At 54.9% G+C, this 15,015-nt stretch carries 15 protein-coding genes; 5 read left to right on the top strand and 10 right to left on the bottom strand.

What is annotated here, in order from left to right:
- Positions 1-8: 8 nt before the first annotated feature.
- The 5 genes from accD to pdxB form a co-directional block, all read right to left on the bottom strand.
- Complete coding sequence (gene accD, locus INT84_RS07405) at positions 9-923, bottom strand: acetyl-CoA carboxylase, carboxyltransferase subunit beta (RefSeq protein ID WP_176920312.1); 915 nt, start codon at positions 921-923, stop codon at positions 9-11.
- A gap of 145 nt (positions 924-1,068) precedes the next feature.
- On the bottom strand, positions 1,069-1,728 hold the full coding sequence (locus INT84_RS07400; RefSeq protein ID WP_194206287.1) for a DedA family protein: 660 nt from the start codon (positions 1,726-1,728) through the stop codon (positions 1,069-1,071).
- 27 nt (positions 1,729-1,755) lie between these two features.
- Entirely contained in the window at positions 1,756-2,568 is an 813-nt protein-coding gene (truA, locus tag INT84_RS07395) for a tRNA pseudouridine(38-40) synthase TruA (protein ID WP_176920310.1), read from the bottom strand.
- A 2-nt stretch (positions 2,569-2,570) separates the two neighbouring features.
- Positions 2,571-3,581 (bottom strand): aspartate-semialdehyde dehydrogenase, encoded by a 1,011-nt coding sequence (locus INT84_RS07390; RefSeq protein WP_194206286.1) that lies wholly within the window; start codon positions 3,579-3,581, stop codon positions 2,571-2,573.
- Between the two features lie 63 nt (positions 3,582-3,644).
- Positions 3,645-4,781, bottom strand: a complete 1,137-nt coding sequence (gene pdxB / locus INT84_RS07385) for a 4-phosphoerythronate dehydrogenase PdxB (protein ID WP_194206285.1) — start codon at positions 4,779-4,781, stop codon at positions 3,645-3,647.
- A gap of 107 nt (positions 4,782-4,888) precedes the next feature.
- Here pdxB and flk point away from each other — a divergent pair, with 107 nt between their 5' ends.
- Entirely contained in the window at positions 4,889-5,893 is a 1,005-nt protein-coding gene (gene flk / locus INT84_RS07380) for a flagella biosynthesis regulator Flk (protein WP_194206284.1), read from the top strand.
- A gap of 40 nt (positions 5,894-5,933) precedes the next feature.
- On the opposite strand, the gene INT84_RS07375 is transcribed toward flk, so the two are convergent.
- The 3 genes from INT84_RS07375 to INT84_RS07365 form a co-directional block, all read right to left on the bottom strand.
- Positions 5,934-7,256, bottom strand: coding sequence for a PTS sugar transporter subunit IIC (locus tag INT84_RS07375; protein WP_194206283.1), 1,323 nt, complete (start codon positions 7,254-7,256; stop codon positions 5,934-5,936).
- 317 nt (positions 7,257-7,573) lie between these two features.
- Positions 7,574-8,752 carry an MFS transporter gene (locus tag INT84_RS07370; protein ID WP_194206282.1) on the bottom strand — a complete coding sequence of 393 codons (1,179 nt, stop codon included), beginning with the start codon at positions 8,750-8,752 and terminating at the stop codon, positions 7,574-7,576.
- Between the two features lie 153 nt (positions 8,753-8,905).
- The gene (locus INT84_RS07365; protein WP_194206281.1) at positions 8,906-9,280 is read right to left on the bottom strand and encodes a DNA-binding protein; all 375 of its coding nucleotides are present in this window, start codon (positions 9,278-9,280) and stop codon (positions 8,906-8,908) included.
- 210 nt (positions 9,281-9,490) lie between these two features.
- Between INT84_RS07365 and INT84_RS07360 the strand changes: the two genes are divergently transcribed.
- From INT84_RS07360 to INT84_RS07350, 3 genes are all read left to right on the top strand, one after another.
- The gene (locus tag INT84_RS07360) at positions 9,491-9,754 is read left to right on the top strand and encodes a helix-turn-helix transcriptional regulator (RefSeq protein ID WP_194206280.1); all 264 of its coding nucleotides are present in this window, start codon (positions 9,491-9,493) and stop codon (positions 9,752-9,754) included.
- Positions 9,755-9,906: 152 nt separating this feature from the next.
- A complete protein-coding gene (locus tag INT84_RS07355) occupies positions 9,907-10,275 on the top strand; it encodes an NlpC/P60 family protein (RefSeq protein WP_194206279.1) in 369 nt (122 codons plus the stop codon).
- Positions 10,275-10,790 carry a YbjP/YqhG family protein gene (locus tag INT84_RS07350; RefSeq protein WP_194206278.1) on the top strand — a complete coding sequence of 172 codons (516 nt, stop codon included), beginning with the start codon at positions 10,275-10,277 and terminating at the stop codon, positions 10,788-10,790. Before INT84_RS07355 ends, INT84_RS07350 begins: the two co-directional genes overlap by 1 nt.
- Before the next feature lie 64 nt (positions 10,791-10,854).
- Here INT84_RS07350 and INT84_RS07345 read toward each other — a convergent pair whose 3' ends face one another.
- Both INT84_RS07345 and fabB read right to left on the bottom strand, forming a co-directional pair.
- Positions 10,855-11,385: a CPBP family intramembrane glutamic endopeptidase gene (locus INT84_RS07345; protein ID WP_194206277.1), complete on the bottom strand. Its 531-nt coding sequence runs from the start codon at positions 11,383-11,385 to the stop codon at positions 10,855-10,857.
- A 225-nt stretch (positions 11,386-11,610) separates the two neighbouring features.
- Entirely contained in the window at positions 11,611-12,831 is a 1,221-nt protein-coding gene (gene fabB / locus INT84_RS07340; RefSeq protein WP_194206276.1) for a beta-ketoacyl-ACP synthase I, read from the bottom strand.
- 157 nt (positions 12,832-12,988) lie between these two features.
- On the opposite strand from fabB, the gene mnmC reads away from it, so the two are divergent.
- Positions 12,989-15,001 carry a bifunctional tRNA (5-methylaminomethyl-2-thiouridine)(34)-methyltransferase MnmD/FAD-dependent 5-carboxymethylaminomethyl-2-thiouridine(34) oxidoreductase MnmC gene (gene mnmC / locus INT84_RS07335; protein WP_194206275.1) on the top strand — a complete coding sequence of 671 codons (2,013 nt, stop codon included), beginning with the start codon at positions 12,989-12,991 and terminating at the stop codon, positions 14,999-15,001.
- The last annotated feature ends 14 nt before the right edge of the window (positions 15,002-15,015 follow it).

Below are 15,015 nucleotides of genomic sequence, written 5' to 3'. Positions count from 1 at the left end.
GTGCATTATCAGGCCTCGATTTCCTGATCCGGTACCGGCGGTACCACCACGTCTTCGCGCGGTGCGTCCGGATCGGGTGCCGGGAGATTCATCAACTTCGCCAGGATGCTGGCCAGCTTCAGGCGCATCTCCGGACGGCGGACAATCATATCAATCGCCCCTTTTTCGATCAGGAATTCACTGCGCTGGAAGCCCGGCGGCAGTTTTTCACGCACGGTCTGCTCAATAACACGAGGACCGGCAAAACCGATCAGCGCTTTTGGCTCAGCGATGTTCAGGTCGCCCAGCATGGCAAAGCTGGCGGAAACGCCACCCATGGTCGGGTCGGTCAGCACCGAAATATACGGCAGACCGCGCTCCTGCATTTTTGCCAGCGCCGCAGAGGTTTTCGCCATCTGCATCAGTGACATCAGTGCTTCCTGCATACGCGCACCGCCTGAAGCGGAGAAGCAGATCAGCGGACAGTTGTCTTCCAGCGCCTGCTCAACCGCACGCACGAAACGTGCACCGACGACGGAGCCCATTGACCCACCCATAAAGGTGAATTCAAAGGCCACCGCAACGACTGGCATGTCATAGAGCGTGCCCTTCATCACCACCAGCGCGTCTTTCTCGCCCGTCTCTTTCTGCGCACTTGCCAGACGATCTTTGTACTTTTTGGAATCTCTGAACTTCAGTACGTCTTTAGGCTCAAGCTCGCTTCCCAGCTCGACCAGCGATCCTTCATCCAGCAGGCTATGCAGGCGATTACGCGCCGACATACGCATGTGATGGTCACACTTGGGACATACTTCAAGATTGCGCTCCAGCTCGGCCCGATAAAGAACCTGACCACAGCTATCGCATTTCGTCCACACCCCTTCAGGGATACTGGCCTTGCGGGTGGGAGTGATGTTGCTTTTAATTCGTTCAATCCAGCTCATTGATAACCTTTCTGCCTGAACCTGGTCGATGCCAGTTTTGTCAGCCGGGAAGGATTTTCACTCCCGTCTGACCATGAATGTTGCACATTAAAACATAACGGTTCGCAAGTTGGGATAAAAAAGTGGTCGAACCGCCGTTACCCCGTCATTTTCTCAGCTTTGACGCTGCCCGTTTGTGGCGGATGATTTCAATCACGCCAGGCAAAACCGACAGCACAATGATCGCTACAATCAATAGCTTAAGGTTTTCCTGTACCACCGGGAGATCGCCGAACAGATAGCCTGCGTAGGTAAAGAGAAGCACCCATAGCAACGCGCCCGCGACGTTATAGGCGGCAAAATGACGATACGACATCTTCCCCATTCCCGCCACAAAAGGGGCAAAGGTTCTGACGATGGGCACAAAACGCGCAAGAATGATCGTCTTCCCGCCGTGCTTATCATAGAACGCGTGAGTTTTATCCAGATAGCTACGGCGAAAAATTTTCGAGTTCGGGTTACTGAACAGTTTATCGCCAAATACGCGCCCAATCGTGTAGTTCACCGCATCGCCCAGTACCGCCGCGATAATCATCAGCATCACCATCAGATGCACGTTCAGATCGTTAGTGGGCAGCGCGGAAAGCGCCCCGGCCACGAACAGCAATGAATCGCCCGGCAGAAACGGCGTAACGACCAGACCCGTTTCACAAAACAGGATCAAAAACAGGATAGCGTAAACCCAGACGCCATACTCCGCGACCAGCTCCGCCAGATGCACATCAATATGCAGAATAAAATCAATCAGGAAATAGATCAGATCCATGGGGTTATATGCCTTTATACAATCCACTTAGTCCGCTAAAAACAGCGGGCCCATCGGCATGACCGGAAGATCGAAATGGTCAGGGTAATCTACCGCCACCAGATACAGCCCTTCCGCTTTTGCCGTTGCTGCCGCCAGATTCCGATCCTTTGCAGCAAGCAGTTCTGCTATCCAGCTCTCTGGCCGGTTGTTCGCGCCCACTTCCATCAGACTGCCGACAATATTCCTTACCATATGATGAACAAAGGCATTCGCTTTGATATCAACCACCACGTAAGCACCGTAACGCTCGACGTTAATGTGCATCACGTTACGCCACGGGGTGCGCGACTGACAATGCACCGCCCGAAACGACGTAAAATCATTCTCACCTAACAGCGACTGGGCAGCACGATGCATCCGTGCGGCGTCCAGCGGCAGATAATAATGGGTCACGCCCTGGCTTAATACTGCCGGACGTAAACGCTGATTGTAGATGACGTAACGGTAACGGCGCGCCGTGGCGCAAAAACGCGCATGAAAGTCATCCGCCACATGTTTAACCCAGCGCACGGCAATGTCACCAGGTAAATTCGCATTTACACCCAGCGTCCATGCCGCATCCTGACGCACGGCGCGCGTTTCAAAATGCACAACCTGGCCGGTGCTGTGAACGCCCGCGTCGGTACGCCCGGCGCAGAAAACGTTAATCGGCTCGTCGGCTACTTTTGAGAGCGCTTTCTCCAGCTTTTCCTGCACGCTGCGCACTTCATTCTGCCGCTGCCAGCCGTAATATTTACTGCCGTCGTACTCAATGCCGAGCGCAATTTTCATGAGCGGCTGCTGTAACACCTCCGTCATGATTACAGGTACTCCTGCACCAGTTTCTCGGCGATTTTGACCGCCATCAGCGCGCCGCCAAAGCGGACGTTATCAGCAACGGACCAGAACTGGACCTGTTCCGGCATCCCGTAATCGTTGCGCACGCAGCCAACCGACAGGTGCGCGCTCCCGGAAGCGTCGCCCACCTGGGTCGGAAAATCATTTTCCTCGGACAACACGATATCTTCACCACGCGCAAAGGCATCACGCGCCTCTTCCGCAGCCAGCGGGCGCATGGCTTCAAAGCTAACCATCTGCGCATGGCCGTAAAAGACAGAGGAGCGCACGCAGCTCGCGGAAATCATCAGCCCGTCGTCCTGCAAAATTTTTCGCGTTTGATCGACAATGACACGCTCTTCGCGCACGGTGCCTTCGCGATCCGGCACGAACGGCATCAGGTTAAACGCCAGCTGACGGCCAAAGAAATCGTCTTCATCAATCGGAATACCGTTGAGCAGCTTCGCGCTCTGCCCCGCCAGCGCATCCACCGCTTTTTTACCCTGCGCGGAGGCGGAAAGCAGGCTGGTGACGGTAATGCGTGACAGTCCGCCGTCGTCGATCAGCGGCTTAAGCGCGATCAGCAACTGGCTGGTCTGGCTGTCCGGAACCGCAATGATATTGCGATTACGGTAATCGGCCAGCACGAACGGGTTCACCTCCGGCACCACCAGCGGAACGTCTGGTTCGAGGGCAAACAGGCCGCTGGTATCAATCACCAGGCAACCGGCGTTGGCAGCATCCTCGGCATACGTTGCCGCAGCCTCAGCGCCCGCCACGAAAAAGGCAAGTTGCACCTGCGTCCAGTCAAAATCAGCGGCATCTTCCACGCGCACGGTTTTGCCTGCATAGCGCAGAGAGTCTCCGGCGCTTTCACTACGCGCGAGGGCGTACAGTTCACCTACCGGAAATTCACGCTCGGCAAGCGTTTCAAGCAAAGCTTCGCCTACGGTGCCCGTAGCGCCCAGTACGGCAATATTCCAGCCTTCAGACATGATGATGTACTCCAGAAATAGCGATGCTCCCCGCCCCATCAGGCAGGGAGTAAAAAAACAGGATTAACGAATGGGGTGATGAACGGCGTTAAAACCGAGCTGATGCAGCAGCGTTGCCGCCTCAGCGTCGTCGCACTGCACATATAATGAAGACCACTCGCGGCGCTCAAGATAATGTTTACGCAGCTTGTCGAACTCACCCGGTACGCCTGCCACTTTTCGCAGCGGCGCATCGTCGCGGCGCACATCATACACCAAATGCACCAGCCTTTTTAGCGTGGCTTGATCGACCGGCCCCTGCAAGGTGATGCGGCCAAATTCCGGTGCGGGCAGCAGGGTTGCCAGCGCGACCTGCTGACGCTGACCGATAAACTCGCTAAACGCCTCGAAGACCTGAGTGGTGCCACGCGCTTTGCCTTCCAGCGTGTAACCGGCAATGTGCGGCGTGCCGATATCGACCCGATCCAGCAGATCAGTCAGCAGATCCGGCTCCGGCTCCCAGACGTCCAGCACCACGCTCAACGCCTGGCCCGCCTGCAAACAGGCTAACAGCGCGGCGTTATCCACGACCGGTCCGCGACAGGCGTTAATCAGGATGGTGCCGGGTTTCAGGCGACGAATAAGCGCATCGTCTGCCAGATGCAACGTTTTATACGGCCCGTCTTTATACAGCGGCGTATGGAACGTCAGCACGTCGGCTTCCTGTACCAGCTCGTCCAGCGAGCGGAAATCGCCTGCATCACCCTGGTCGGCACGCGGCGGATCGCAGAGCAGCGTGCGCACGCCCAGCGCCTCAAGACGCTCAGCCAGACGCCGTCCGACGTTACCCACGCCCACAATCCCTACCGTGCGATCGGTGAGGGTAAAGCCATCGCGTTCTGCCAGCATCAGCAGCGATGAGAAGACATACTCAACGACGGCAATGGCATTACAGCCCGGCGCGGCGGAAAAACCAATTCCCGCCTGCGTCAGCCATGCTTCGTCAACATGATCGGTACCTGCCGTGGCGGTGCCGACAAATTTAATTCCCTGCCCCGTCAGCAGCGCTTCATTCACTTTCGTGACCGAACGTACCATCAGCGCGTCTGCACCCGCCAGCGCCGCCAGCGGGATCGGACGTCCCGGAACCGCTGTTACCTCGCCCAGACGGCTGAACAGTCCACGCGCGTAGGGCATATTTTCATCAACGAGGATTTTCACGATAAAGTACCTGTCTGAAACGAGAGATCATCAGGCAAGTGTGCCATAATCCCGCCGCCAGGCATACTCGCAAACCTGGTTGAGTATGATGACACTAAGGATCCCGAATGACGCAACCCATCTCAGGTATGCCCGCTCGCCCTCCGGGTGATGGACCTGCCACATCTTCAGTCGCCGGAGAGCAGCCGCTTTCCACCCAGCAGCGTACCGTGCTGGAGCGTTTAATTACGCGTCTGGTCGCGCTGACTCGTCAACAAAGCGCTGAAGTCTGGGCCGGGATAAAACACGATCTTGGCCTGAAAAATGAGATGCCGCTGCTGTCGCGTCATTTTCCTGCCGCTGAGCAAAACCTTACGCAGCGGCTGGATGCGGCTCAGCAGAGCCACAGCAACCGTCAGACGCTGGCGCAGCTCACCGAGCTTTTGAATCTCGGCAACAATCGCCAGGCGGTGAGCGATTTCATCCGCCAGCAATACGGACAAACCGCGCTCAGCCAGCTTTCGCCTGAGCAGCTTAAGGGCGTGCTCACCCTGCTCCAGAATAACGAGCTATCCATTCCGCAGCCGCAGCAACGGCCGGGGACCGATCGTCCCCTGCTGCCGGCTGAACATAATACGCTTAATCAACTGGTGACGAAGCTGGCGGCGGCCACCGGTGAATCCGGCAAGCTGATCTGGCAGTCAATGCTGGAGCTTTCCGGCGTGAAAACCGGGGAGCTGATCCCGGCCAAACAGTTTACCCATCTGGTAACCTGGCTCCAGGCGCGACAGACGTTAAGCACGCAGCCTGCGCCAACGCTGCACACGCTTCAGGCCGCGCTCAAGCAGCCGCTGGAACCGCAGGAATGGGATCAGCTTCAGGATCACGCCCGGCAACACTGGCAGGTGACCGCGCAGTCTGTGCTGACTACGGCACAGGTGCAGGATTTGTTGAATCAGGTCTTTTTGCGCCGGGCAGAACGCCCGCAGCATGCCCCGGAAATTGGCGATATTCAGCCGATCCATCGTCCGTTTGCGCCGTTATATGACACCGTTAAAGCCATGTCAGCGCGTCCCGGCCTGATGTTAATTGCGCTGCTCGTTGCTTTCGCTGTGCTGTGGCTGGTGCTGTAAAGGCTTGCCCCTGCGCCAGAACGGCGCAGGGACGTGATGCTTACTCGGTGGGTTGCGTGGCATTGACCTTATTCGCCGCGATCACAAACGGCAGATAGATAAGCGTTGCCGCGGCCAGACACAAAAGCCCCACCACTAACGCCATCCAGTTTCCGCCCGTACCAAAAAAGGCAATCAGTGGCCCGGGCGTGGTCCACGGCACGGCATACGCGATGGGTGGAATAATACCGGTACTAATGAAGATATAACCAATCAGCGAGCTGACCATCGGCACCAGGATAAAGGGTATAAGGAATATTGGGTTCAGAACAATGGGCAGCCCAAACATCACCGGCTCGTTAATGTTAAACAGCCCCGGCACAAAAGACATCTTCGCCAGATCGCGGTAATCTGAACGACGCGACGCGATAAAAACCGCGAGCAGCAGTCCCAGCGTCATGCCTGAACCGCCGTAATTGGCAAAGGCATCGTTTATACCCGTCCAGGTAATAGGGTAAGGCGCGCCCCACGTATCGCCGTGCTGCGCCGCCCACGACAGGTTTTCCAGATTGGCCTCGGAAAAAATCGATTCACGGATCGCCGCAATGGTATTGGGTCCGTGGATGCCGAGGAACCACAGCAGATTAGACACTACGCCGAGAATAAGCACCGCAAAGATATTGGTCCCCATATTTTTCAGCGGGGCCTGAATGAGCTTGTAGATCAGGTCGTTCAGCCCTTCCGGAGAAAGCATTAGCAACAGGTAATTGAGAATCGAAAAAAGCATCATCACCACGATGATGGGGATTAACACCTTAAAAGAACGCGCCACCGCGGGTGGAACAGCGTCCGGCATGGTAATGGTGATTTTTGGGTTTTTCGCTAACCGGCAGAATAGTTCGCTGGACAGCATCGCCACGATCACCGCGACAAATAGCCCCTGCGGGCCGAGATATTTGGTGGTCATATAGGTCTGACCACTGATTTCCTGATACGGCGTATACACCACAAAGAAAGCGCCAATGGCGGTCAGACCGCAGAGCAGATCGTCTTCGTGAAAACTTTTAGCCATATTTCTGCCCACCAGGAAAGCAATCAGGATCGACATAATATTCACCGAACCATTCATCACTGGCGTAAAAATAGCCTGCGCCTTCTCAAGGTTGGGGAATATCGCCTTCAGATGGAGCAAGGTTGCCAGAAAACCATCCGGCGATAATATGGCAAAATTGATTAATACAATGATGGAGCTGGCCATCACAATAGGAAACGATAAAATAAACGCATCACGAATTGCAGAGACATGCCGCTGCGAATTCAGTTTAATCGCCACCGGGACAAGGACTTTCTCCATCCCTCGTTCAAACGAGCTCATAAACGACATAATGACTCCTTGCTTTACAAAAACTTATCTCCTTCGGTAGCCACACTTTATTGAACGTTAACCTTTTCTTTTGTTATTTTGATCACATTTAACTACTGCAACCGCAATATTAAAGATATCTTTCACGTAGTAATATATATAAAACAAAAGTAATTAAGACCTCACATTAGCAACATGAATAATTACAGCAAAATTGCTGTAAAATATCAGCTTAAACATAAGCGTTCAGCTAATAACGTTCATTTTCGCTACCCAAACAGCGTTAATGATAAGCAGAAGTCGCCGCTCCTCTGATGGAGGCAGCGACAAGTTTTGATTTACGCTTTACGAAACGATACCAGAGTGACAATAATCCCAACCACTGCGGAGACCGCGCCTGCCAGGAAAACCGATGGGTAGCCGTATGACGTCGCCAGAACTCCCGCCAGCGGGCCGGTGAGTCCCATCGCGATATCCTGGAAGGCCGCGTAGCCTCCCAGTGCCGTGCCACGCACCTGCGGCGGTACGCGCTTCACTACTTCCACACCCAGCGCCGGGAAAATTAGCGAACATCCGGCCCCCGTCAGCGCTGCGCCAGCCATCGCCACCCAGGAGACGGGTGCCAGCCACAGCAGCGCCAGCCCGGCGGTCTCAACCAGCAGCGAGAAAATAGCCACCCTGACGCCGCCCAGACGATCGGGCATCCAGCCAAACAGGATCCGCACCAGCACAAAAGCACCGCCGAATGCGGTAAGCGTAAAGCCGGCCATTGACCAGCCGTTACTGGCGAAATAAAGGGAAATAAACGTGCTGATAACGGCAAACCCGACCCCCTGCAACGCCAGACCTAAGCCTGGCTGCCAGATAAGCCCGACCACGCTCCATAATGAAGGACGCTCCCCGCCGTGCGCAGGCACCTTGCGTACCGTGCCGTTAAAGGCCCAGGCCAGCAGCGGCAGTAACATGGTAACAATCGCCAGCGTGGCAAAACCGTAGCGGTCGTGAATAAACAGCCCCAGCGGCGCACCGGCGGCCAGCGCGCCAAAAATGGCCATCCCATTCCAGGACATCACTTTACCCGAGCGCGCAGGCCCAACCAGCCCCATGCCCCAGGTCAGGGTGCCGGTCAGCAGCTGGCTTTCACCAAAACCGAGGATCAGGCGGCCAATGATAAGCAGGCCAAATTTTGCCATTGGGTCAACAGGCAACAGCGCCGCCAGCAGCCAGGCACCACCCGCTAACGCGCAGGCGAACATGCCCTGCATCACCGAGCGTTTTGCGCCGTACTGATCGGCCAGACGTCCGGCATAGCCACGGGTTAACACGGTCGCAAGAAACTGAATACCTACGGCCAGGCCCACCATGGTGTTGCCATAACCCAGCTCCTGATGCACAAACAGCGGAATGACCGGCAGCGGGATCCCGACCGTCATGTAGGTCAGAAAAACGGCAAAAGCGGTGCGAAAAAGCGCGGTATTTCCCGACGTGGAATTGTTCTGAGGTGTTGCAGATGACATGCATTACTCCTAAATGCGAAGTAAGGCGGGAAGAAGCCACGCCCCCTTCACCCAAATAAACAGGATTAAGGTGCGTTGGATAACGTTAAACGCTTACGCATTATCGCGTTGATAATGTTGGGGCGGAATTTTGCCTGCCGGAAGCGCGGATTGTCAACACTCTACGTCATCATTACTTATCACTGCGGGCAAAAGCGCACTGATCCCCTGAGAGTTAAAGAGCGAAATAGCGCGCTGTTTCTGTTCCGCTGTCAGCTGTCTGAAAATAAAGCGCCACGTATCTTCAAGCGGCAACGTCCCGGCCTCCTCCTCGACCCGACCGTAAACAGGTTCATTAAGCAGCCAGGGGCGGACATACAGGGGAAACAGAGAAATATGGTACTCCCAGGCTTTTGAACCTTTACGCTTGCGAATAAGGTCTGGCTTGTCCTTCGCCAGTTGATTAAGCCGTTCGCGCACCGAGGGCGCTGTTGTAGGATAGCCGGGCAACGCCAGACACTCCTTCACCGTAAACCACTCTTTTGCCATCAGATCGTTTTCCTTTCCCTGATCAAGAATGTTTTTAACTTTTGTGTCACAAAATATAGTCGATGGGCTTGTATTACCCGTTTTGGTCGACAATTCGTCCTGATAAAAAAGAAAGAAACATTCTTTACTAACTTTCTTTTGTGATTTAAGGTGCCTCATTCCTGGCTCAAACAGGTATATCGGCACCGATATAATAGTAAGGATTATTCAATGGAAAGTAAAATCCAGGACTGGCATCGCGCAGATATAAAAAGCGCACTGGAAAAGAAAGGTAAAACGTTGCGCGATTTGTCGCGCGAAGCGGGCCTGTCTCCCGATTCTCTGCGAAATGTTTTCACCCGCCGCTGGGCGAAGGCCGAAGCGATTATTGCCGATGCGCTGGACGTCTCTCCTGAAGTGATATGGCCATCGCGCTATCCCTCCGCTAAAAACGACACGCCTGCTGAAAAACATTTGTCTGGAACTGATTCATAATTTAAATATATATAAGATTAAGCATTATAAATCATATGTAATTACTTCTAACTTTTTTATAACTCGCCCTGCTTCAGCATCTTTTGTAAAAAAGCGCGATCGGCACAGGCGCTTAATAAAACCTGTAACGTAAACACGTAATAGGGATTGTTATGGTCTGGAATAAACGTTCAGCAGGGAATTATGCGAAAGCAAATGCTCATGCTCACTCAATAAGAAAGTGTGCGGAATACACCCGCAAGGCGATTGCGGCGGGAGGTATTAACATTGGGAATACCTTTCATGCGAAAGATTACGGCCCTCTCCTGGAAACCGCAGGATTTAGATCTATCGGACCCTATGAGTCACCGAAGGTCGGTGATGTGGTCGTTATTCAGCCTTATGAAGGCGGTAACCCCAGCGGCCATATGGCTATTTATGATGGGCAGGACTGGTACTCCGATTTTAAACAGCGCGACATGTGGGGAGGCCCAGGCTACAGAGCGGCGCAACCCGCCTACAAAATATACAGGAAAGAATAATGCGAATACTTTTTATGCTGCTGATGATAGTCACTCTCGGTGGCTGTAGTGCTGCTCCTCATGACAGTACTGATACGGTCAGACAGTTTTATCATCACTATATGGCGCGCTACACCGCCGACGACACAACTGCTCTCGATGATTATTCAGATCCACTGTATCAACACTATGTGGCTAACGATGTCATTACCAGGCTGAAATATATCGCCAGTCTTGATGAACAGGAGATCGTCAACTCGGACTATTTTTTATATGTACAGGATTTTTCACCCGCGTGGGCGGCGACGTTCAGAGTAGGAAAAGCAAGCGCATTTCTGGGGGGGGAGCAGGTAGATGTCTGGATCGGCGGTCCGGGAGACCCGGAACAACATCTGAAGGTCTTTACCCGACGAGAAAATGGCACCTGGAAGATTTATCGTGTCAGAGACGAGGGACATCATTACGAGCAGGCCATCTACAGCGCGGGCGCGGTGGCACAGGCAGCGGCGTGGGCCGAGCAGCTAAAAAAAACATAACACCGCCCCAGGTTTCCAGAGTGAGTGCTGATGCCACCCTGCCGGGCTGTAGGTGCATCAGACACTACTTTGCAGCAGAAAAATTAAAGAGCACAACGCAGGCCCAGCTATTATTCAGCGCATGGAGCAGCATCGGGATGAGCAGACCGCCGTTATTGATCCTCACCGTGCACAAAATGGCTGAAAAAATGAAAAGGTAAATGAACGTGCTTACCGCCGAGTACTGAATGTGGATCAGCGCAAATAGCCCGGACGTGACAATGATGCCTGCCGTTTTTGCATAACGCCCCCAGCCAATGCTGCTATTGAGCACAAACCCGCGGAAAATAATTTCTTCGTTAATCGGCGCAAAGAGGCTTATCGCCAGAATAGTTGCCCACTTCACAAAGGGAGTTTGCCGAGGGAGTTCACTAAGCCACGGCTCCGGCTGAGCAAAATAGCCGTGGATATACGTCAGCACAATCAATGCAAATGCAGGCAGCAGAAAATCCTGAAAGGTGAAGCGTCCCAGCGTCAGAAATGCGTAGTGCCGGGAGTATAATTTCCACGCCAGGACGGCGAAAGGGCAAAGGATAACGGCAGTAACAAATGACAATGCCAGCCCTGACTTATAAAGCGCAGTATAACCGGGTAAAAACCATACCAGAAAAAAGCATGCATACCAGCCGATAAACCCTGCCAGGCATGACATTGTATGATTCAGGCGATCTGAGAGGCTATTCATGATGTGTTTTACGGTCCCTGTATTATCTACCCTGAAATGCAAAAAAACTGGCTACATCATATAGCCAGTTTTGTCCTTTTGCGAAAACCGCCCCGCTTACGCTTTCAGCTTGCGCATAACCAGCGTAGCGTTGGTGCCGCCAAAGCCGAAGCTGTTGGACATCACGGTTGTCAGTTCGCGCTCGGTCGGCTCGGTAACGATGTTCAGGCCAGCCGCCTGCTCGTCAAGCTCGTCGATGTTAATGCTCGGCGCGATAAAGCCATGCTCCAGCATCAGCAGAGAGTAGATCGCTTCCTGCACGCCAGCGGCACCCAGAGAGTGACCGGTCATCGCTTTCGTTGCAGAGATAGCCGGAGAGTGGTCACCAAAGACTTCACGGATCGCGCCCAGTTCTTTCACGTCGCCAACCGGGGTGGACGTGCCGTGGGAGTTCAGGTAATCGATAGGGGTATCGACACCGTGCATGGCCATCTGCATGCAACGCACCGCGCCTTCACCTGATGGAGCCACCATATCAGCACCATCAGAGGTTGCGCCATAACCAACGATTTCCGCGTAAATATGCGCACCGCGTGCCAGGGCATGTTCGAGTTCTTCGACCACAACCATACCGCCGCCGCCAGCGATAACAAAACCATCACGGTTGGTGTCATAAGTACGGGACGCTTTTTCCGGCGTGTCGTTGTATTTGGTCGACAGCGCGCCCATAGCGTCAAATTCGCAGGACATTTCCCAGCACAGTTCTTCACCGCCGCCAGCAAATACAATGTCCTGTTTACCCAGTTGGATCTGCTCTACCGCATTGCCGATACAGTGCGCGGAGGTGGCGCACGCGGAGCTGATAGAGTAGTTCACACCGTGGATTTTAAACGGGGTGGCGAGGCAGGCAGACACGCCAGAGGCCATCGCTTTCGTCACGACATAAGGACCCACGGCTTTCAGACCGCGCGGACCGCGCATCGCGTCGGCACCGAAAACCTGGAATCGTGGGGAGCCGCCGCCGGACCCTGCAATCAGGCCAACGCGCGGGTTATTCTGGTAAACCTCATCAGAGAGACCGGCATCAGCAACAGCCTGCTCCATTGAAAGGTATGCATAGATAGAAGCATCGCTCATAAAGCGCACGACTTTACGATCGATGAGGCCAGTGGTATCCAGTTTTACGTTGCCCCAAACGTGGCTACGCATGCCGGCGTCCTTCAGCTCCTGAGAGAAAGTGATCCCTGAACGTCCTTCACGCAGAGATGCCAGGACTTCCTGCTGGTTATTACCGATGCTGGAAACGATGCCCAGGCCAGTAATCACTGCACGTTTCATTCAATACCTCTGTAAGTCCACTATTTAAAGATTCGAATCGCACAATAGCGTACACTTGTACGCCGAACAAGTCCGATCAGCCAAATTATGTTGAAATTTGCTCCGGCCCGCACACATCGCTAAGATCGTGCTACTACCTGTCAGACGAGTAACTTACGTGAAACATAACGCCATACAACCCGCCAACCTTGAATTCAACAATGAGGGTACACCTGTTTCTCGAGATTTTGATGATGTCTATTTCTCAAACGATAACGGGCTGGAGGAGACGCGTTACGTTTTTCTTGAGGGCAATCAGTTACAGGAACGTTTCATCACGCATTCCCGTCCCTGTTTTGTGGTCGCTGAAAGCGGATTCGGGACCGGACTGAATTTTTTAACGTTGTGGCAGGCGTTTGCCGCCTTTCGCAACGCGCATCCGCAGGCAACCCTGCAACGGCTGCATTTCATTAGTTTCGAGAAATTCCCTCTGCGGGCAGAAGATCTGCGGCTTGCGCACCAGCACTGGCCGGAGCTGGCGACCTGGGCGCAGCAGCTTCAGGCCCAGTGGCCGTTGCCGTTTGCCGGATGCCATCGGCTGTTACTGGAGGGGGGGCAGATCACGCTTGATCTGTGGTTTGGCGACATTAATGAACTCACCGATCGGCTGGATGATTCCCTTCAGCAAAGCGTTGATGCCTGGTTTCTGGATGGTTTTGCCCCGGCAAAGAACCCGGATATGTGGACGCCGCAACTGTTTGCTGCCATGGCGCGGCTTGCCCGTCCGGGGGGCACGCTGGCCACCTTCACCTCAGCGGGTTTTGTCCGCCGGGGGTTGCAGGAAGCCGGTTTTACCATGCGCAAACGTAAAGGGTTTGGTCGCAAGCGCGAGATGCTGACGGGCGTGATGGAGCAGACGTCTGCGCCTCTCGCTCACGCGCCGTGGTTCGCCCGCACGGGAACGACCGCGCGTGAGGCAGCAATCATCGGTGGAGGTATCGCCAGTGCGCTACTGACGCTGGCACTCCTGCGTCGCGGCTGGCAGGTGACGCTTTACTGTGAGGATGCCCTTCCCGCTCAGGGCGCGTCTGGTAACCGTCAGGGAGCGCTCTATCCGTTACTCAGCGCTCACGATCGGGCGCTGGCACGCTTCTTTCCGTCTGCTTTCACCTTTGCCCGTCGTCTTTACGATGCCCTGCCCGTCGAGTTCGATCATGACTGGTGCGGCGTGACCCAGACAGGCTGGGACGCCAAAAGTCAGCAGAAGATAGATCAACTGCTGGAAATGGCCCTGCCGCCCGAAATTGCCGTCGCCGTTGACGCTCAGCAGATTGCCCGGACCACCGGCGTCGCCACTGGCTGCGGCGGCGTGCAGTACCCGCTCGGCGGCTGGCTGTGCCCGGCACAGCTCACGGCAGCCGTGCTGGCGCTGGCAGCCCGCCACGGCTTGCGCACCGTCTGGCAAAAGCAGTTGGTCACGCTGAAAAAGGCGGACGGCTACTGGCAGTTAGCGTTTGCGGATGGCGACGAGATGCAGCATAAGGTGGTTGTGCTGGCAAACGGGCACAAAATAACCCGTTTCCCCCAGACGGCAACGCTTCCGCTGTACGCCGTCGGCGGTCAGGTGAGTCATATCCCGACCACGCCGTTGCTCTCCCGACTGCGGCAGGTGCTGTGCTATGACGGCTATCTAACGCCGCAAAACCCTAATAATCAGCAGCATTGTATCGGGGCCAGCTACCATCGCGGGCAGGATGAGATTCAGTACACGCAAGACGATCAGCAGCATAATCGTCAGCGGCTTATTGACTGCTTCCCCGATGCGCGGTGGGCGCAGGACGTGGATGTAAGCGCAGGCGAAGCCCGTTGCGGCGTGCGCAGCGCCACCCGCGATCATTTGCCGATGCTCGGTAACGTACCGGACTACGAGGCTACGCTACGCGCCTATGCCGGGCTGGCGGAGAGCAGAGAAAACGCGGCCAGCGCACCGGTTTACGACGATCTGTTTATGCTGGGCGCGCTCGGCTCACGCGGTTTGTGCAGCGCCCCGCTGGCGGCGGAGGTGCTGGCATCGCAGATGAGCGATGAACCCTTGCCGTTGGATGCGGAGACGCTGGCCGCGCTGAACCCTAACCGGTTCTGGGTGAGGAAATTGTTGAAGGGTAAAAAGGTGAAAACGCCGGTGGAGTGACGGCCGCTCCATCC

Origin of the sequence: Superficieibacter sp. 1612_C1 (genome assembly GCF_015234305.1) — a bacterium.
Classification (GTDB): Bacteria; Pseudomonadota; Gammaproteobacteria; order Enterobacterales; family Enterobacteriaceae; genus Superficieibacter.
Note: the sequence above shows the minus strand (reverse complement) of the source record. Positions and strands in the feature narration are given on the sequence as shown.

Excerpts from the sequence above, each read along its gene's own strand:
- accD (WP_176920312.1), bottom strand. The coding sequence starts at position 923 with ATGAGCTGGATTGAACGAATTAAAAGCAACATCACTCCCACCCGCAAG.
- INT84_RS07400 (WP_194206287.1), bottom strand. The coding sequence starts at position 1,728 with ATGGATCTGATCTATTTCCTGATTGATTTTATTCTGCATATTGATGTG.
- truA (WP_176920310.1), bottom strand. The coding sequence starts at position 2,568 with ATGACGGAGGTGTTACAGCAGCCGCTCATGAAAATTGCGCTCGGCATT.
- INT84_RS07390 (WP_194206286.1), bottom strand. The coding sequence starts at position 3,581 with ATGTCTGAAGGCTGGAATATTGCCGTACTGGGCGCTACGGGCACCGTA.
- flk (WP_194206284.1), top strand. The coding sequence starts at position 4,889 with ATGACGCAACCCATCTCAGGTATGCCCGCTCGCCCTCCGGGTGATGGA.
- INT84_RS07375 (WP_194206283.1), bottom strand. The coding sequence starts at position 7,256 with ATGTCGTTTATGAGCTCGTTTGAACGAGGGATGGAGAAAGTCCTTGTC.
- INT84_RS07370 (WP_194206282.1), bottom strand. The coding sequence starts at position 8,752 with ATGTCATCTGCAACACCTCAGAACAATTCCACGTCGGGAAATACCGCG.
- INT84_RS07365 (WP_194206281.1), bottom strand. The coding sequence starts at position 9,280 with ATGGCAAAAGAGTGGTTTACGGTGAAGGAGTGTCTGGCGTTGCCCGGC.
- INT84_RS07360 (WP_194206280.1), top strand. The coding sequence starts at position 9,491 with ATGGAAAGTAAAATCCAGGACTGGCATCGCGCAGATATAAAAAGCGCA.
- INT84_RS07355 (WP_194206279.1), top strand. The coding sequence starts at position 9,907 with ATGGTCTGGAATAAACGTTCAGCAGGGAATTATGCGAAAGCAAATGCT.
- INT84_RS07350 (WP_194206278.1), top strand. The coding sequence starts at position 10,275 with ATGCGAATACTTTTTATGCTGCTGATGATAGTCACTCTCGGTGGCTGT.
- fabB (WP_194206276.1), bottom strand. The coding sequence starts at position 12,831 with ATGAAACGTGCAGTGATTACTGGCCTGGGCATCGTTTCCAGCATCGGT.